We start from the raw sequence: 16,828 nt of genomic DNA on the forward strand, positions 1-16,828 counted from the left end.
AAACCAATCTTTTTAACGGGACCACGCCTATGCTGGCCGCTCTTGCCGAACGCCTATCCCTTTCCGATTCCGGGGGGTCCGACCGCACGGCGTTCACACCTGGCCGCATCAAGATCGAGCTGCTTTCGGGGCTGACCGTGGCCCTGGCGCTGGTGCCGGAGGCTGTGGCTTTCTCCTTTGTCGCCGGGGTTCACCCCCTGGTGGGCCTCTATGCGGCTTTTATCGTCGGGCTGATTACGGCTGTCATCGGCGGCCGCCCGGGCATGATTTCCGGCGCCACCGGCGCCCTGGCCGTGGTCATGGTCTCACTGGTTGCCGCCCATGGCGTGGAGTATCTCTTCGCCACGGTGGTGCTGATGGGCATCCTGCAGGTCCTGGCCGGGGTTTTCCGCCTCGGCAAGTTCATCCGGCTGGTGCCGCATCCGGTCATGCTCGGTTTCGTCAACGGGCTGGCCATCGTCATCTTCATGGCCCAACTCTCTCAGTTCCAGGTTGCCGGGCCCGATGGGGCCAGGGTCTGGATGACCGGTTGGCCGCTGGCCCTCATGCTGGGATTGGTCGCGCTGACCATGGCCATCATCTGGCTTATGCCGAAGATCACCAGCGTGATTCCCGCGCCGCTGGCCGGCATCGCCGTCGTTGCGGCCATCGTGATCGGCTTTGGCATCGATGTGCCGCGGGTTGGGGACCTGGCCTCCATCGAAGGCGGCCTGCCGCTGTTCAGCATTCCCATGGTCCCGATCAACCTGGAGACCTTGAAGATCATTTTCCCCTATGCCCTGATCCTTGCGGCGATCGGCCTGATCGAAAGCCTGCTGACCCTCAATCTGGTCGGCGAGATCACGGAAAAGCGCGGCGGCGCTTCTCAGGAGTGCATCGCTCAGGGCCTGGCCAATACGGTGACCGGCTTCTTCGGCGGCATGGGCGGCTGCGCCATGATCGGCCAGTCGATGATCAACGTGAAATCGGGCGGGCGGACCCGCCTTTCCGGCATCTCGGCGGCGCTGTTCCTGCTGACCTTTATCCTGGTCGCCTCCAGCCTGATCGAACAGATCCCCCTGGCGGCTTTGGTCGGGGTCATGATGATGGTGGTGGTCGGCACCTTTGCCTGGCAGAGCCTGAAGACGCTGCGGCGCATTCCCCTGACCGACGCCATGGTCATGTTGTTGGTGACCGTCGTCACGGTGATGAGCGACCTTGCCATCGCCGTCGTCGTCGGCGTCATCGTCTCGGCCCTGGCCTATGCCTGGAACAACGCGACGCGCATTCACGCCAAAGCCCATTTCACCCCGGAGGGCGCGCGGGTTTATCAGATTGAGGGGCCGCTGTTCTTCGGGTCGACCGACGGCTTTACCGAGCTCTTCAAGCCCCAGGAAGACCCGGGCCTGGTGATCGTCGATTTCATGAACAGCCGCGTTGTCGACCAATCGGCCTTGCAGGCCATCGAGGCGCTGGCCTCAAAATACGAGGCGCTCGGCAAGACGCTGCAGCTGCGCCATCTCTCCCACGACTGTCACCGGCTGCTCAACCGCGCCGGCCAGTTGATCGTCGATGCCGACGACGATCCGAACTACGGCCTTGCGGTCGATTATTCCGTGCAAACCGGAAAACTCGGCGGCGGCCACTAAAGCCTTGAAATTATAAGTCTTTAGGAAGCTTTCGCCAGGTAATGCCGGCTTTGCGCTTCGGCTAATTTCCCCCCGAGTCGCGGGGATTATTGACTTCTGTGGGATACCCCTTACTTTGCCGAGATACGTGTTGCATTTGTTTCGAGCTGCTTGAGTAACCGGTCCGCCGATTCGCTTAGCTATCCCCTGACAATGTGAGCGTTAGACCGATTGCGCCTCTACTTGGTGTAAGGCGTGGAATCATTACTCCTGTTAGAGGAAACGAGAATGACGACTGGTACCGTAAAGTTTTTCAACACGACCAAGGGTTTTGGGTTCATCGAGCCGGAAGATGGCTCCAAGGACGCTTTTGTCCACATTTCTGCTGTTGAGCGCGCTGGCCTGACCACGCTCAGCGAAGGCCAGAAAGTCTCTTACGAGCTTCAGCAGGGCCAGAACGGCAAGTCTTCGGCCGAGAATCTCTCTCTGGTCGAATAGTACAAGCTAAGCGCCGCCCCCGACCGTGGTTGGGGGCGGTTGCTGCGCCAATCTGGCGCCACAGCCCGCCTGAAAGCTGAGTGAGCCGCGATCTGCCGTGTGGCTCCAGATACAGCGGCCAAATCGTTGTGTGACCGGCGAAGCTCGCCAAGCTGGTCCCAGCCTTGCGCAGCAGCCTGCGTGCGGTCCCGCCTGCGCTCCGGGACAGGATCTTCCGCCCGTATCGCTTCTAACCGAAGCAGAGGATTACCGACATGTGGAAGCCCGGAAAGACAAAGGCCGAGGAGCAGTTTGCTGCAACTCAGAAAAAGGCCAAGCAGGTCGTCAGGGAAAAGGAAAAGCTGGAGCAGGAGCGATCTGATCGCATGGCCAAGCTGCGGGCTCTTCGCCTGGCCAAAGAGGCGGCCGACGAACAGGCTGCCGAGGTCGAGAAAACAGCCACCGAGACCAAAAAAACCTAATCTCCCGGCGACGGCGGGCTCCGCTACAGGAGCCACCGCTGCGGGCCGGGCGCAGCCGCGTTTATTGGCCCAGACCTGCCAGCCGCATCCGGAACACCGAACCCCACATGATTTTCCCCAAAATCGCCTGTCGACGGCAATTGCCGGCATCTGTGATCTGTCCTTGCGCCTCATGGGTGTTCGCTTCGGGCAGGCTCAGGCGTCCACGTGACCGCCTTGCCGCATCGGAAAACGGCTCAGTTGCGGCGTTGAGAGCCGGTCGGGAGGGACTCCCGGAGGCTGGACTGTTGCGGGCGGCGGTGCCATAGTCTGGCGCCGGTCGGGGGACCGGCGCCGAGGGCCCCTTTGCGGGGCTGCGGGTACAATTTATCAAAGGCTGGCAGGCGCTTATGGGTGCGACGATTGGAACCAGGATCTTTACCTGGCTGCGCGGCGAAGAGGTTGGCCGCGATGGCCAGGGCAATCGCTATTACCGGGCCAAGGGCGGTGGGCGTACCCATCGCGATTCCCTGCGCAAGGAGCAGCGCTGGGTGATCTATGACGGCGAGGTCGAGGCCAGCCGGGTGCCGGCTGAATGGCATGCCTGGTTGCATCACACCAGTGACGAGATCCCGCCCGAGGGTGGCCCGCAGCGGCGTCCCTGGCAGAAGGATCATAAGCCCAACCTGACCGGAACGCAGGAAGCCTACCGTCCGCCCGGCCATACCCTCCAGGGCGGCCAACGCGACAAGGCGACCGGCGACTACGAGCCCTGGACGCCGAACTGATCTGAGACCCTTCGGCCTTCGCGACGCTTTCCCGTCACGCACTGCAATGCCTGGGGCGGCATCGGTAGCAACCAGGACCGGGAACACCACGACCGGCAATCACAAGGAATGCCAGCATGCGCAGGAATATGATCGAAACCATAATGGGCGCGGTGGTCCTGTTGGTTGCCGTCAGTTTCGTCATTTTTGCCTTTCGGACCACCAGCCTGCAGTCCGCCAACAGCGGCGGATACGAACTGCTGGTCGAATTCGACGATGCCTCCGGCCTGGTTACCGGAACCGATGTGCGGATGGCCGGCGTGAAAGTCGGCAGCGTGCTCAGTCAGCGGCTGAACCCGGATACCTACTTTGCCCAGGTCAGCCTGACCATCAACGAGGCCATCAAGCTGCCGAGTGATTCCTCGGCCAGGATCATTCCCGAGGGGCTGCTGGGCGGCAACTATGTGGCCTTGGAGCCCGGCGGCGCGGACGACTATCTGAGCGACGGCGGCCAGATCCAGTTTACCCAGGGTTCGATCAATGTTGTCGATCTGCTCGGCCGCTTCATCTTCAGCGCGGCGGATCTGTCGAAGCCAGCCGAAGATGCCCAGTAAGCGGTTTGCGGTACGATGACAGGGCAAGAGCAGGACGGCGCAGCCGCGCAGCATTGGGACCCCCGGCGCTATAACAAAAATGCCGGCTTTGTGGCCGAGCTGGGGGCGCCGCTATTGGATTTGCTGCAACCGCGCGCCGGCGAAAGAATTCTGGATCTGGGGTGCGGCGAGGGCGCGCTGACCGCCAGGGTGGCTGCGGCCGGGGCGGCGGTGGTCGGCGTGGACGCGTCGCCCGATCAGATCGCTGCCGCCAAGGCGCGGGGCCTCGATGCCCGGGTGATGAGCGGTGAGGCGCTGACCTTCGCGCATGAATTCGAGGCGGTGCTCTCCAATGCGGCGCTGCATTGGATGTTGGACCCCGATGCGGTGCTGAGGGGCGTGGCGCGGGCGCTGAAGCCCGGCGGCCGCTTCGTTGCAGAAATGGGCGGTGCCGGCAACGTCGCTATGATCACTGCGGCGCTCTTTGCGGCGCTGGAGGCGCGGGGCCTGGACCCGAACGGCGCCTATCCCTGGTATTTTCCAACCCCGGAGGCCTATCAAGCCAAGCTGGAGGCGGTCGGCTTTGCCGTCGATTCCATTGCGCTCATTCCCCGTCCGACGCCGCTGCCCGGCGCAATCGGCGGCTGGCTTGAGACCTTTGCCGAATCGTTCCTGAAGCAGGTTCCCGCGGGCGAGCAGCGCGGCCTGATCGACGAGGTTGCGGAGCGCCTGCGCCCCGACCTCTGCGATGCTGAGGGCAACTGGTCGGCAGACTACGTGAGGCTGCGCTTCATGGCCCGTCTGGCCGCCTGAACGGCCGCAGGTTGTGCAGATTGCAGTGAGTTCTTAAATCTTTTGCAGGAAAGTTCTGCTGAGGTCATGCCCGTGTCGGCACCCGCTACGAAAAAGTTCGAAATCCCGGTCTGGCTGCAGCCCGACGGCGCGCCGCTGTCCTGTCGGGAGAAGATCAAGGTGCTCAACGAGAACCTTGAGGAGATCCGCGAAATGGCCCAGGACGCCCTGGAAGACGGCATTTTGATGGGGGGCGACGAAGCCCAGCTGCGTGACGTGCTGCTGGATCTCGTCCGCTCCCTGGAGAACCCTTACCGCGACCGGAAGCCTTGAGGTCCCCTTGCGCAACAGTCTGAAAACCCTGCCGCTGCTGCTCGCTGCTGCGGCCTTGTCTTTACCGGGGTCGGCCCTGGCTGCGTCGGCCGTGCTGCAGGGACTGGACAAGATCACCGCGCGGATTTCCACCTTCGACGCACCGCTGGGCGAGGCCGTGCGCTTTGGCTCACTGCAGATCATTGCGCGGGCCTGTGACAAGAAGCCGCCGGAGGAACCGCCGGAAAGCACCGCTTTTCTGGAGATCGTCGATATCCGGCCGGACTCGCCCGAGGTTCCGCTCTTCACCGGTTGGATGTTTGCTTCCAGCCCCGCCGTTTCGGCCCTGGAGCACCCGGTCTACGACGTCTGGGTGGTGGACTGCAGGAAAGACTCCAGCTCGGACGCCGAAACCAAGCCGGAATAGAACGTCACCTTCGTCGACACCGCCTGGGTCAGGAGTTTGCGGTAGTTTTCGCGCGGGATCTCGGTCACGCCGAAGCGGCTGAGGTGCGGGGTGTTGAACTGGGTGTCGAGCAACAGGAAGCCGCTGCGCCTGAGACGCATGACCAGGTGGACCAGGGCGATCTTGCTGGCGTCGGTCGTGCGGCTGAACATGCTCTCCCCGAAAAAGGCGCCACCCAGGGCCACGCCGTAGAGGCCGCCGACCAGCCGGGCGCCGTCCCAGCACTCCACGGAATGGGCAAAACCCATGTCGTTCAATTCGGTGTAGAGCCGTTCGATCACCGGATTGATCCAGGTATCGGGCCGGTTCTCGGCCGGCTCTGCGCAACCCAGAATGACGTCGTGGAAAGCGGTATTGCAGCGGACCTGAAAGGTCCCCTTTCGCAGCTTGTTACGCAGTTTGCGCGGAACGTGAAGCCGGTCCAGGGGCAGGATGCCGCGCATGTCCGGGTCGATCCAGTGCAGCTCCTGGTCCAGCCGGCTCTCTGCCATGGGGAAGATCCCGATGGCATAGGCGCGAAGCAAGAGATCCGGCGTCAGCTGCATGTCGGCCAATGATAACCGCTGGACGCGGCGCTGATCAATTGGCCTTGGCGGGATGTCTTTTCGACTTGCGTCGCATCGGTTCCAGCCCGCTCCCGCTCCCGGCCACCCACTAGGATACTGGCCCCGGGATTATTGGGGGTGGCCGGGAGGGGGAGCGGGCCGGTGCCGGCAATCTCAAAAAGGGACTTAAAGGGTTCCGGCTACGAACTTTTCCAGCCAGTGGATGTCGTAGTCGCCGTTGATGAAGTCCTGTTCGCCGATCAACCGCTGGTGCAGGGGAATCGAGGTATCGACCCCGACGATCACGAACTCCTCCAGCGCCCGGCGCAGGCGCATCAGGCATTCGTTGCGGGTCTGGCCATGAACGATCAGCTTGGCGATCAGGCTGTCATAGGCCGAGGGGATGCGGTAGCCGGCATAGAGTCCGGAATCGACCCTGACGCCCAGGCCCCCGGGGGCGTGGTAGTCGGTGACGCGGCCGGGGGAGGGAACGAAGGTCTCCGGATTCTCGGCGTTGATGCGGCACTCGATGGCGTGGCCGGAAAACTTGATGTCGCTCTGCTTGAGATCGAGGGGCAGGCCGGCGGCAACGCGAATCTGCTCGCGCACCAGATCGACACCGGTAATCGCTTCTGAGATCGGGTGCTCGACCTGAATCCGGGTGTTCATCTCGATGAAATAGAACTCGCCGTCCTCATAAAGGAATTCGATGGTGCCGGCCCCGCGGTAGCCGAGGTCGAGCATCGCTTCGGCAACCCTTGCGCCGATGGCTGAGCGTTGCTCGGCGTTCAGCGCCGGCGACAAAGCTTCCTCAAGCAGTTTTTGATGGCGCCGCTGCAGCGAGCAGTCGCGCTCCCCCAGGTGAATGGAGCCGCCCTGGCCGTCGGCCAGCAGCTGCACCTCGATATGGCGCGGCCGGCCCAGGTACTTTTCCATGTAGACGATGTCGTTGCCGAAGGCGTTTTTGGCTTCATTGCGCGCCTGGCGGTAGGCTTCCTCTACCTCTGAGGCATTCTGGGCCACCTTCATGCCGCGCCCGCCGCCGCCGGCGGTCGCCTTGATCAGGACCGGATAGCCGATCCGGTCGGCGGTCGCCCGGGCCTCTTCGGCTGTGTCGACAGCACCGTCAGAGCCGGGAACGATAGGAATACCCAGGTCTTCCGCCGCCTTCTTCGCCGCCACCTTGTCGCCCATGAGGCTGATGTGCTCAGGCGTCGGACCGATGAAGACCAGGCCGTGCTCTTCCACCATGGCGGCGAAGTCGGCGTTCTCCGACAGGAAGCCGACCCCCGGATGGATCGCCTCCGCCCCGGTGATGTTGGCGGCGGAGAGGATGGCGGGGATGTTGAGATAGCTGTCCTTGATCGGCGCCGGCCCGATGCAGACGCTTTCGTCGGCCAGGCGGACATGCATGGCATCGGCGTCGGCGGTTGAGTGAATGGCAACCGTCTGGATGCCCATTTCACGGCAGGCCCGGTGGATCCGGAGAGCGATCTCGCCGCGATTGGCGATCAGGATCTTTTCGAACATGGCTGGGCGGCTGCCTACTCGATGACCAGCAGCGGCTCACCGTACTCCACCGGCTGACCATCGCTGATCAGCACCTGGGTAACGGTGCCCGCGCGCGGGGACGCCAGCGGATTCATGACCTTCATCGCTTCGATGATCAAAAGCGTCTGGCCCTCACTGACCTGATCGCCGACCTTCACGAAAGGCGGTGTTCCCGGCCCGCTGGCGACATAGACCGTGCCCACCATGGGGGCGGTCACCGCACCGGCCGGAACCGCCTCTGCGCCCGGGGCCGCTGCGACGGCCGCAGGGGCGCAAGGGGCCGCCGGGGCCGGGGCGTAGCTCACGGCCCCGGCGCCTTTGGCGACGCGGATGCGGTGGTTGTTGATCTCGTACTCGATCTCGTTGAGGCCGGTTTCCTGCAGCAGGTCGGCAAGCTTGCGGACCAGCTCTTCATTTACTTCAAACTTCGCCATCACGTCTCTTGCTGTGCGTTCAGGCGCAGCGCCAAAGCATCCAAGGCCATCAGGTACCCGTGGGACCCAAAGCCGCAGAGGACGGCGTCCGCTACCTTCGAGATGTAGGAGTGATGCCGAAAGGCCTCACGCCGATGAATGTTGGACAGATGAACTTCGATCACCGGCAGCTGTGCAGCAAGCAGGGCATCCATGATTGCGATGGAGCTATGCGAGTAGCCGCCGGGGTTGAGGATCAAGGCCTGGTGGCTGTTGCGGGCAGCCTGAATCCAGTCGATCAGCTGTCCTTCGCTGTTCGATTGACGGCATTCCACCGCCAAACCCAGCCCCTCGCCATGCTTGCAGCTCTTCGCTTCGATGTCGGCCAGACTTTCCCGGCCATAGACATCGGGTTCGCGCGTACCAAGCATGTTAAGGTTTGGGCCGTTTAGGACGAGGATCTTCGGCGCCTTGGCCACCAGTGCTTCCTCATTGATGAAGACGGACAAGCGTTAACATAGGCGAGCGTAAGCGCGCAATCGCCTCGTCGCCGATCACCTGCCGGGGTGCCGGGCGGTGGGCCGCGAAAGGACCCGGGCCACCCTGCCGACAGTTAGTTGAGGTGATCAGATTGCATCAGGGTGGTCAGCTCGCCTGGGCGCGGGCCTCGGCGACCAGTTCCTTCAGGCGCTCCAGGCTCACCACGCCTGGGACCAGGGCCGTACCGATGACCATCGCCGGGGTCCCGGTGATGCCGACCGTCTCGGCCAGGGCGTAGTTCCGGCGCAGGGCTTCCTCGATTTCCGGCAACTGCATGTCGCGCTGCAGGCGCTCGACGTCAAGCCCGGTCGCCTGGGCCACAGCCATGACCTCGGCCTCGCTCATGGAGCCACCCGTTTCCATCAGGGTGAAATGAAAGCTCTCGTACTTGTCCTGTTTGGCAGCCGCCAGGGCGGCGCGCGCGGCCTCCACCGATTCCTGACTGAGAATGGGATATTCCTTCATCACCAGGCGCACATTGGGGTCTTCGGCGACCAGTTCCTGCAGCACCTCGGCGGCGCGGCGGCAGTAGGGGCAGCGATAGTCGAAGAACTCCACCACCGTGACGTCACCCTCAGGGTTGCCGAGGACGGGTGACAAGGGGTCTTCGTTGAGGTTGCTGCGTTCTGCGATCAGGGCCTCGCGCTGGCGTTCGGTCTCCGCCAGCTGCTGACGTTGCTCGTAGGTCTGCAGGGCCTCGACGATGATCTCAGGGTTCTGCAGCAGGTATTCCCGCACCATCTTCTGGAAGGCTTCGGTCTCGCCCGCGCTGAACTCTTTGGCGGCGTCCTGCGCCAGGGCCGCGCCGCTGCCTTGGACAACCAGGACCAAAGCCATGGCAGCGCCAGCCATGAAACCGGAAATTCTCTTTAGTATCAGTTTTCTAGATAGCATCTTCCCAGTTCCTGTAGTTTGGCCGCCGGCCCTTTGGAACGGCATAGACCCGGAGATGTCCGTCAAAGATTTCCGCCAGTGATATCCGATTGTGGCGGGTGCCGGCAAATCACTTGAAGTTCAGCGGTTGTAATGCCTGGTGGTCGCTTTGCGCAGGCAAACGGTTCACTGGTCCTTCTTGGCCCGCCGCTCGGCCTCGTTCTTCAGGTCCTGGGCGCGCAGCCAGGAGGCCGAGTTTTCGTCCAGCAGACCGATCGCGTGGTCGGCACGGTCGCGCGCTTCGGCGAACCTGCCGCGGGCCATGGCGCCCTCTGCCAGGGCCAGGGCGGTCATGCCCTGATCGCCCAGCCGCCCATGGGCGACGGCAGCCAGCCGCCAGGCGGAAGGATTATTCGGCTCCTGACGCAGGGTCTCCGCCAGATTATCCAGCGCCGCCCGGTCCAGGTCGCGGTCGTCCATCTGGATCTGGGCCTTGGCGAGGGCCTGGCGGATCTGCGGCGCGCCGGGCAGGGCATTGGCCGCCAGCTGGTATTCCGGCAACGCTTCGGCGACCCGCCCGTGCTCCAGCAGCATCTGGCCCCTCAGTTCGTGGAAATAAGGATCACCCGGGGATTCGGCCAGCAGCTCATCGATCTCAGCCAGGGCCTTTTCGATGTCCGGCACCCGGTAGTAGGCGATGGCCCTGGCATAACGGGCGGGCAGGCTGACATCGCTCTCCGGATAGGTCCGCAGAACCTGCCCCAAAGGCAGCAGGAAGCCGATCAGCTTGGCCCGCATGCGGTTGTGCATCACCACCAGTTCTTCGCTTGGCGGCGTGTCGGCGTAGGGCGATTCGCGCACGGCCTGCTCAAGAAAGTCGATCCGTTCCTGGGTCAGCGGGTGGGTCCTCAGGTAGGGATCCTGATTGTCGGTCAGCAGGACCTCCTGTCCTTTCAGGGTCTCCATGAATTCCTGAAGACCCTTGGGGGACTGGCCGGTTGCCTGCAGCAGCGTCACCGCGGCCTGATCGGCCGAGCTTTCCTGAGTGCGGGTGTACTGCAGCAACCCACGCAGGGCGATGTCCTGTCCGCCTGAGATGACCGCGACGCCGACGCCGGGCTCGCCGGTGGCCAAGGCGGCCCCCAGACCCAGCAGATAGGTGGCGATCAGGGCGCCCCGGGTCTGCTCCAGCGCGCTACCGCGGGTTGCCAGATGGCCGCCGGAGATATGGCCGGTTTCATGGGCGATCACACCGATGACCTGGCCGGGATGTTCGGCCCCCATCAACAACCCGGTATTGATGAACATGTTGAGACCGCCGGCAACAAAAGCATTGAGCGTGCGGTCCTGAACGAGGTAAAGCCTAATGCCCTGGGGGCTAAGGCCGGCCGCCTGGAACAGTGGCGTTGCGTAGGTGCGGATGATACTTTCGATCTCCGCGTCGCGAATCAGCTGCAATCGATCGGCGTTCGCCCGCTGCGGCAGCAGGGCGCCGAGCAGGAGAATAACAACCAACAACAAAGGGATTGGCAGCTTGCGCACCGGTCTTTCCTCGCCTTTCAGAACCATAACTAACCACCTCCAGCGATCATTTCAACGTAAGCCGTCACTGTCGGTCTTGAAGATCTGCGGTCTGGCCGGGCTCAGCCTGGCTGTTTTGGGCGCCTGCGAGGCGCCGCGCGAGCCGGGCGTGATCGCCACGGTTGAGGGATTCGCGGGTCTGGTGGCCGGCGATGAGCCGCGCGCGGTGATCATTGGCCGCGATATCCTGGGTAACGGCGGATCGGCGGCCGATGCCGCTGTGGCCATGTATTTCACCATGACGGCAACCCTGCCGTCACGGGTCGGGATTGCGGGGAACGGGGTCTGTCTGGTTCACAATGCCGGCCTGACCTTGCGGGATCGGCCGATGGGTGTCGATGTTATCGAGTTTTTGCCGGGCACGGCAGGCGCCGGCGGGCTGCAGCTTGCCGGTCCACGGGCGATGGCCGTGCTCCATGCGCGACATGGCCTGTTGCGTTGGGCGGCCTTGTTGAACGAGGCTGAGCGCCTGTCGCGCCTCGGCCACGGCGTCAGCCGCGCTTTCGCCAAGGATCTTGCCGCTGCGGCTGCCTTTGTTTCCGCCGATCCCGGGCTGCGCCGGGTTTTCTCCAACAAGGCTGGTGAGTTGGCCGGCGAGGGCGATCAGATTGTGCTGTCGGAGCTTTCCGGTCTGATTTCCGGGCTGCGCCGCCAAGGTGCCGGCTATCTCTACACCGGCGCCTTCGCGAACCGCTTCGTTGAAGCGGCCCAGGCCAGCGGTCTCTCGATTACCACCGAAGACCTGCGCCAGACGCTGCCGGCGATCAAGCAGCCCCTCACCGTGCCTTTCGGCGATAGCGTCGCATATTTTCCCTCGAATGACGGCGGCCTGCTGGCTGCGCAGATGTGGGGCATGCTGACCGATGTGCAGAGCTACGACGGTGCAAGCGGCGCGGAAAAAGCGCACCTGCTGGCGGAGGCCGGACAACGGGCGTTCTCGCAGCGGGCCGTCTGGCTCGGCCGCGATGCCGGCGGACCGTCGGCCGATCTGGTGTCTGAGGCGCATTTGAGAGAGCTGCTGGCCGGCTTCAATGCCCGGCAGCACAACAAGCTGGCGGCCAGTCAGGGCGCGGGCCTGCAAACGGTTTCCAATCCCTTCAGTGCCGGTTTCGTGGTCGCCGACAACTGGAGCAATGCGGTGGCCTGCAGCTTTTCCATGAACGGCCTCTTCGGCGCCGGCCGCATGGTGGCCGGCACCGGGGTGCTGCTGCCCAAGGAAGCGGCGCAGGGGGCGAACAGCCTGAGTGCCGGGATTATTGCGAACCCCTTCAATGGCACGCTCTACTTTGCCGGTACGGCGAGCGGCGGCCTGGCGGCGCCGGCGGCGCTGACCCGGGTGATGCTGGAAGGCAGTGCGACGAACGGCACCATCGACGCGGCGCTGGCGGCCCCCCGGCTGGTGAACGTGGCGAGCCCGGATGTAACGTTTTATGAGCCCGGCCTGGATCCGGCCATCCTTTCGGCCCTGCGCCAGTGGGGACATGCCCTGCAGCCGGAACCCGGGGTGGGCCGCGCCAATGCCCTCAAATGTCCGACCGGCCTGCTCAATGACGACAGTACCTGCCTGGTGGGTACCGACAGCCGGGGCCACGGACTGTCGGTCAGGGTCCAGTGATCTCCCTGAAAGCGATGGCCTTGACGCGCTTTTCGATCCGATGGCCCTGAAGGTCGCTGCGCGGGGGAACGTCCCGCCATTCATCGTCATGGACGTCATGCGGGCGGCCAACGAGCGCGAAGCCGCCGGCGGTGATGTCTTGCACCTGGAGGTCGGTCAGCCGGGCACTCCGGCCCCCGACGCGGTGCTGGCGGCGGCGCGGCGGGCCCTGGACAACCACCTGATCGGTTATACGGATGCCATGGGCCTGCCCGGCCTGCGCCGGCGTATCGCCAGGCACTATGCCGATTGGTATGACGTTGATCTGGACCCCCGGCGGGTGATGGTCACAACGGGCTCTTCGGCCGGCTTCCTGCTCTCTTTCCTGGCGGCTTTTGAGCCCGGCGACCGCGTTGCCCTGGCGGCACCGGGTTACCCGGCCTATCGCAACATACTTTCCGCGCTGGGCGTGGAGCCCATCCTGCTGCCGGCGGAGGCCGAGCACCGCTTTCAGCCGACACCGGAACTGCTCGAGCGCCTGACCGCGCCGCCGGACGGGCTGATCGTCGCCTCGCCGTCCAATCCCGCCGGCACCATGGTGGGCGAAGCTGAACTCACGGCCCTTGCGGACTACTGCGGTGCCGCCGGCATCAGGCTTATTTCCGATGAGATCTATCACGGGATTTGTTTCGCCCAACCCGGCGTGACGGCACTTTCGCTGCGCGACGATGCGGTGGTCATCAACAGTTTCTCGAAATACTTCTCCATGACCGGTTGGCGCCTCGGCTGGATGATCCTGCCCGAAGACCTGGTGCGGCCGGTTGAGTGTCTGGCCCAGAACCTCTTCATCTCGGCGCCCTGTCTTTCGCAGATCGCGGGGGAGGCCGCCTTCGACTGCGGTGCGCAGCTTGACGGCTATGTCGCCGCCTACGCCCGCAACCGGTCGCTTTTGCTTGAGGCCCTGCCGAAGGCGGGGCTGGACCGCCTGGCCCCGGCGGATGGCGCGTTTTACATCTATGCGGATGTCGCCGCCCTGACCAACGACAGCGAGGCTTTTTGCCGACGCATGTTGGCTGAGATCGGCGTGGCGGCAACGCCGGGGACTGATTTCGATCCCGAGCGTGGGCACCACTTTCTGCGTCTTTCTTTCGCGGGGCGTGAGGCAGAGATGGCAGAGGCGGCGCGGCGTCTGCAGGACTGGCTGCCTGGGTCCGGATAAGACTCGTCTTCGATTGGTTGGCCAAAAGGAAAGGGCCTCACCGGAAACGGTGAGGCCCTTTTTACATTCAGGGTCCAGGCTGGAATGCCCGCCGTTAAATGAAGCGGTTCCACCAGCCGCGACGCTTTGGCTGATCGTCTTGGTCTTCTCCACCGCCTTGCGGTTCTACAGCGGGTTGCTCCAGTACCGGCGCGTCGGTTTCAACCGGCATTGCGGTCGAGGTCGGCTTTACCGGCTCGATGACGACCTTGGGATCGTCGGCGATCATCGCCTGCGGATCGCCTGGGGCCGGTGCTGCCCCGCCATTGGCCTGCCCAGCCGTTTCTGACTGTGCGGTTTCCGGCTGTGCGGTTTCCGGGGTTGCCGCGTCCGACTTTGCCGTTTTTGCGCCACGGCCCGTTCCCCGGCCGCGTGTCGTGCTACGGCGGCGCGGTGCCCGTTTCGGTTTCTCTTCGCCTTCGGCCTCGGCAGCTTCCTGGGGTGCCGCTTCGCTGGCCTCGGGATCGCTCTTCTTGCTGCCGCGACGCTGGCGTGTGCTGCGCCGCCGCTTCGGCTTCTCTTCGCGGACTTCTTCGGCATCCGCGCCGGCGTCTTGTTGGCTGACGGAAGCATCGCTGTCATCAGCGGCCGCGCCTGTGGCGTCTGCCGCTTCCGCATCAGACGTCTCGGATTCAGCTGCGCCGTCCCCGCTATCCGATGCCGCCTCGACGCCTTCGTTCTCGCCCTCTTCGCCACGGCGCCGTGAGCGCCGGCGGCCACCGCGCTTGCCGCGACGTTTGCGTTTGCGCTGCCGCTCGTCGTCCTGCTCTTCAGCGGAAACTTCGCGGACCTCGGTGTCCTCGCTGTCGGTTTCGCCGTCGCTCTCGCGCTCGGCTTCTGGTTGGTTGTCCCGCTCTTCGGCGGCGAACTGATCCTCGTCCTTGCGGCGTCGGCTGTTGCCGCCGCGCCGCCGGCGGCCGCGCTTGCGATCGCCGTCCTCACTGTCACCAGAGCGGCTGTCTTCCTGGACGACCCGGCGCCGCTCCGTGGCTACGCCGTCGCGTTCGATGACAAAGGCATCGTTTGTGATGTGGTCGTCGGCTTCGATCGAGATGCGGAAATCGTGGCGTTGCTCGATGGCAATCAGATGATCGCGCTTTTTGTTGAGGATATAGAGTGCCACCTTCGACGGCACCATCACGACGATCTCGGCATCGCCCTGCCTTGCGCCTTCTTCTTCAAGGCGCCGCAGCACCTGCAGGGCCAGGGATTCGACGGTTCGCACCCGTCCTTCACCGGCGCAATGCGGGCAGATTTCGGTAGAGCTTTCGAACAGGCTGGAGCGCAGGCGCTGGCGTGACATCTCCAACAGCCCGAAGGGTGAAATGCGGCCCAGTTGGATACGGGCCCGGTCGCTGCGCAGCGATTCTTTCAGCCGCCGCTCGACCTCGCGATTGCGCCGCGACTCCTCCATATCGATGAAATCGATGACGATAAGTCCGGCGAGATCGCGCAGGCGGAGCTGACGGCCGATCTCCTCGGCCGCTTCAAGATTGGTCTTGAGCGCGGTCTCTTCGATATGGCGTTCGCGGGTCGCCCGGCCGGAGTTTACGTCGATCGCTACCAGCGCTTCGGTCTGGTTGAGCACCAGATAGCCGCCGGAGCGAAGCTGCACTGTATTGGAGTGCATGGCGTCCAGTTGGCTCTCGACCTGGAAGCGCTGGAACAACGGGACTTCGCTGTCCTTGTACTGCTGAACTTTTTTGGCGTGACTGGGTGTCAGGGACTTCATGAAGTCCTTTGCCGCCTTGTAGCTCTCCTCGCCGTCGACCAGTACTTCTTCCATGTCGCGGCTGTAGAGGTCGCGAATGCTGCGCTTGATCAGGTTGGCTTCTTCGTAGATCAGTGCTGGCGCCGTCGAGTCCAGGGTTTGCTCACGGATGGTGTTCCAAAGCCGCAGCAGGTACTCATAGTCGCGGCGGATCTCTACCTTGGTGCGCTGGCTGCCGGCGGTTCGCACGATGACGGCGATACCCTCGGGAATTTCAAGGTCGTTCAGGATCTGCTTCAGGCGGCGACGGTCGCTCGCATTGCTGATCTTGCGGCTGATCCCACCACCTTTGTTGGTGTTGGGCATCAACACGCAGTAGCGGCCCGGCAGCGAGAGGTAGGAGGTGAGGGCAGCGCCCTTGTTGCCGCGCTCTTCCTTGGTGACCTGCACCAGGATCACCTGGCGGCGTTTGATGACCTCCTGGATCTTGTAGCGGCGCATCAGCTTGGCACGTCGTTGGGCGGCCTCTTCGGCCTCATCGCCGCCGACCGTGTCGACGCTCTGCTCGACCTCGACCTCTTCCGGGTCCGCGCCTTCCCGGGCTTTGCTGCTGTCGTCCGTGTCGGTTTCCAGGCTTTCACCCGCCGCGCCGTTTTCCTGGTCGCTGTCTTCCCGGTTGTCGGGCGCGTCGCCGTCTGGGACATCGCTGTCGGGGGCCGCGGCGATTTCCGCCGGCATGTCGCCTCCTGCGTCGGCCCCGTCCTCTTCCGACGAATCCTCTGCGTCGATTGCGGCGGGCTCTGCCTCGCCATCGACTTCCACATCATCGGGGGCCTCATCGGCGGCCTCGGACCTCAGCGCCGCTTCTTCTGCCAGCAATGCTTCACGATCCGCGATGGGGATGCGGTAATAGTCAGGGTGGATTTCGCTGAAAGGCAGGAACCCGTGGCGGTTTCCGCCGTAGTCGACGAAGGCAGCCTGCAGGGAGGGCTCTACCCGCGTAATCTTCGCGAGGTAGATATTGCCTTTAAGCTGTTTTCTGGAAGGGGTCTCGAAGTCGAAGTCTTCGAGACGGTTGCCTGCTAGGACAACCACCCGTGTTTCTTCCGGGTGGCTGGAATCGATAAGTATACGTTTTGCCATAAATGAACAACTCCGGAACGCGCTGCGCGGAACCCTTAGGGTCGGCATACCTGCCTCCCGGCCGCGGCGCGAAAGTCTTGGGGACTCGCTTGATCGACATTTCAGCTGTCTGTGCTGCTTGTAACGTCATGCGAACGAGCATTC

General features: G+C 63.8%; 17 protein-coding genes. 10 read left to right on the forward strand and 7 right to left on the reverse strand.

Translation table 11 applies throughout. The annotated features are described in order from the left end of the window. Positions 1–29: 29 nt before the first annotated feature. The 8 genes from HBA54_RS09175 (at position 30) to HBA54_RS09210 (ending at position 5,436) form a co-directional block, all read left to right on the forward strand. Positions 30–1,628, forward strand: coding sequence for a SulP family inorganic anion transporter (locus HBA54_RS09175; protein WP_167223706.1), 1,599 nt, complete (start codon positions 30–32; stop codon positions 1,626–1,628). A 267-nt stretch (positions 1,629–1,895) separates the two neighbouring features. Further along, positions 1,896–2,105: a cold-shock protein gene (locus HBA54_RS09180; RefSeq protein WP_167223708.1), complete on the forward strand. Its 210-nt coding sequence runs from the start codon at positions 1,896–1,898 to the stop codon at positions 2,103–2,105. A 254-nt stretch (positions 2,106–2,359) separates the two neighbouring features. Beyond that, positions 2,360–2,566, forward strand: a complete 207-nt coding sequence (locus HBA54_RS09185) for a hypothetical protein (protein ID WP_167223710.1) — start codon at positions 2,360–2,362, stop codon at positions 2,564–2,566. Positions 2,567–2,955: 389 nt separating this feature from the next. After that, positions 2,956–3,333, forward strand: coding sequence for an NADH:ubiquinone oxidoreductase subunit NDUFA12 (locus HBA54_RS09190; RefSeq protein ID WP_167223712.1), 378 nt, complete (start codon positions 2,956–2,958; stop codon positions 3,331–3,333). Between the two features lie 116 nt (positions 3,334–3,449). Then, positions 3,450–3,926 (forward strand): outer membrane lipid asymmetry maintenance protein MlaD, encoded by a 477-nt coding sequence (gene mlaD / locus HBA54_RS09195; protein ID WP_167223714.1) that lies wholly within the window; start codon positions 3,450–3,452, stop codon positions 3,924–3,926. A 15-nt stretch (positions 3,927–3,941) separates the two neighbouring features. Further along, entirely contained in the window at positions 3,942–4,718 is a 777-nt protein-coding gene (locus HBA54_RS09200) for a class I SAM-dependent methyltransferase (RefSeq protein ID WP_167223716.1), read from the forward strand. Between the two features lie 66 nt (positions 4,719–4,784). Further along, positions 4,785–5,030 (forward strand): hypothetical protein, encoded by a 246-nt coding sequence (locus HBA54_RS09205; protein WP_167223718.1) that lies wholly within the window; start codon positions 4,785–4,787, stop codon positions 5,028–5,030. A gap of 7 nt (positions 5,031–5,037) precedes the next feature. Further along, on the forward strand, positions 5,038–5,436 hold the full coding sequence (locus HBA54_RS09210) for a DUF2155 domain-containing protein (RefSeq protein WP_167223720.1): 399 nt from the start codon (positions 5,038–5,040) through the stop codon (positions 5,434–5,436). On the opposite strand, the gene aat is transcribed toward HBA54_RS09210, so the two are convergent. From aat to HBA54_RS09240, 6 genes are all read right to left on the reverse strand, one after another. After that, positions 5,370–6,020: a leucyl/phenylalanyl-tRNA--protein transferase gene (gene aat, locus HBA54_RS09215; RefSeq protein ID WP_167224152.1), complete on the reverse strand. Its 651-nt coding sequence runs from the start codon at positions 6,018–6,020 to the stop codon at positions 5,370–5,372. The genes HBA54_RS09210 and aat overlap by 67 nt on opposite strands. 186 nt (positions 6,021–6,206) lie before the next feature. After that, positions 6,207–7,550 (reverse strand): acetyl-CoA carboxylase biotin carboxylase subunit, encoded by a 1,344-nt coding sequence (gene accC, locus HBA54_RS09220; protein WP_167223722.1) that lies wholly within the window; start codon positions 7,548–7,550, stop codon positions 6,207–6,209. A gap of 14 nt (positions 7,551–7,564) precedes the next feature. Beyond that, positions 7,565–8,005, reverse strand: coding sequence for an acetyl-CoA carboxylase biotin carboxyl carrier protein (locus tag HBA54_RS09225; protein ID WP_167223724.1), 441 nt, complete (start codon positions 8,003–8,005; stop codon positions 7,565–7,567). Next, positions 8,005–8,463 (reverse strand): type II 3-dehydroquinate dehydratase, encoded by a 459-nt coding sequence (aroQ, locus tag HBA54_RS09230; protein WP_167223726.1) that lies wholly within the window; start codon positions 8,461–8,463, stop codon positions 8,005–8,007. Before aroQ ends, HBA54_RS09225 begins: the two co-directional genes overlap by 1 nt. A gap of 166 nt (positions 8,464–8,629) precedes the next feature. After that, positions 8,630–9,376: a DsbA family protein gene (locus HBA54_RS09235; protein WP_205944523.1), complete on the reverse strand. Its 747-nt coding sequence runs from the start codon at positions 9,374–9,376 to the stop codon at positions 8,630–8,632. A 207-nt stretch (positions 9,377–9,583) separates the two neighbouring features. Beyond that, positions 9,584–10,939: a M48 family metalloprotease gene (locus HBA54_RS09240; protein WP_322096005.1), complete on the reverse strand. Its 1,356-nt coding sequence runs from the start codon at positions 10,937–10,939 to the stop codon at positions 9,584–9,586. A gap of 76 nt (positions 10,940–11,015) precedes the next feature. Between HBA54_RS09240 and HBA54_RS09245 the strand changes: the two genes are divergently transcribed. Together HBA54_RS09245 and HBA54_RS09250 are read left to right on the forward strand one after the other, a co-directional pair. Further along, on the forward strand, positions 11,016–12,593 hold the full coding sequence (locus HBA54_RS09245; RefSeq protein WP_167223730.1) for a gamma-glutamyltransferase: 1,578 nt from the start codon (positions 11,016–11,018) through the stop codon (positions 12,591–12,593). A 40-nt stretch (positions 12,594–12,633) separates the two neighbouring features. Continuing rightward, positions 12,634–13,791 carry a pyridoxal phosphate-dependent aminotransferase gene (locus HBA54_RS09250; RefSeq protein ID WP_167223732.1) on the forward strand — a complete coding sequence of 386 codons (1,158 nt, stop codon included), beginning with the start codon at positions 12,634–12,636 and terminating at the stop codon, positions 13,789–13,791. A 94-nt stretch (positions 13,792–13,885) separates the two neighbouring features. Here the strand turns inward: HBA54_RS09250 and HBA54_RS09255 are convergent, their stop codons facing one another. Further along, entirely contained in the window at positions 13,886–16,684 is a 2,799-nt protein-coding gene (locus HBA54_RS09255) for a ribonuclease E/G (RefSeq protein ID WP_167223734.1), read from the reverse strand. Positions 16,685–16,828: the final 144 nt, after the last annotated feature.

The organism is Pelagibius litoralis, from assembly GCF_011683915.1.
Taxonomy (GTDB): Bacteria; Pseudomonadota; Alphaproteobacteria; order Kiloniellales; family Kiloniellaceae; genus Pelagibius; species Pelagibius litoralis.

Excerpts from the sequence above, each read along its gene's own strand:
- HBA54_RS09175 (WP_167223706.1), top strand. The coding sequence starts at position 30 with ATGCTGGCCGCTCTTGCCGAACGCCTATCCCTTTCCGATTCCGGGGGG.
- HBA54_RS09180 (WP_167223708.1), top strand. The coding sequence starts at position 1,896 with ATGACGACTGGTACCGTAAAGTTTTTCAACACGACCAAGGGTTTTGGG.
- HBA54_RS09185 (WP_167223710.1), top strand. The coding sequence starts at position 2,360 with ATGTGGAAGCCCGGAAAGACAAAGGCCGAGGAGCAGTTTGCTGCAACT.
- HBA54_RS09190 (WP_167223712.1), top strand. The coding sequence starts at position 2,956 with ATGGGTGCGACGATTGGAACCAGGATCTTTACCTGGCTGCGCGGCGAA.
- mlaD (WP_167223714.1), top strand. The coding sequence starts at position 3,450 with ATGCGCAGGAATATGATCGAAACCATAATGGGCGCGGTGGTCCTGTTG.
- HBA54_RS09200 (WP_167223716.1), top strand. The coding sequence starts at position 3,942 with ATGACAGGGCAAGAGCAGGACGGCGCAGCCGCGCAGCATTGGGACCCC.
- HBA54_RS09205 (WP_167223718.1), top strand. The coding sequence starts at position 4,785 with ATGCCCGTGTCGGCACCCGCTACGAAAAAGTTCGAAATCCCGGTCTGG.
- aat (WP_167224152.1), bottom strand. The coding sequence starts at position 6,020 with ATGCAGCTGACGCCGGATCTCTTGCTTCGCGCCTATGCCATCGGGATC.
- accC (WP_167223722.1), bottom strand. The coding sequence starts at position 7,550 with ATGTTCGAAAAGATCCTGATCGCCAATCGCGGCGAGATCGCTCTCCGG.
- HBA54_RS09225 (WP_167223724.1), bottom strand. The coding sequence starts at position 8,005 with ATGGCGAAGTTTGAAGTAAATGAAGAGCTGGTCCGCAAGCTTGCCGAC.
- HBA54_RS09235 (WP_205944523.1), bottom strand. The coding sequence starts at position 9,376 with ATGGCTGGCGCTGCCATGGCTTTGGTCCTGGTTGTCCAAGGCAGCGGC.
- HBA54_RS09250 (WP_167223732.1), top strand. The coding sequence starts at position 12,634 with ATGGCCCTGAAGGTCGCTGCGCGGGGGAACGTCCCGCCATTCATCGTC.
- HBA54_RS09255 (WP_167223734.1), bottom strand. The coding sequence starts at position 16,684 with ATGGCAAAACGTATACTTATCGATTCCAGCCACCCGGAAGAAACACGG.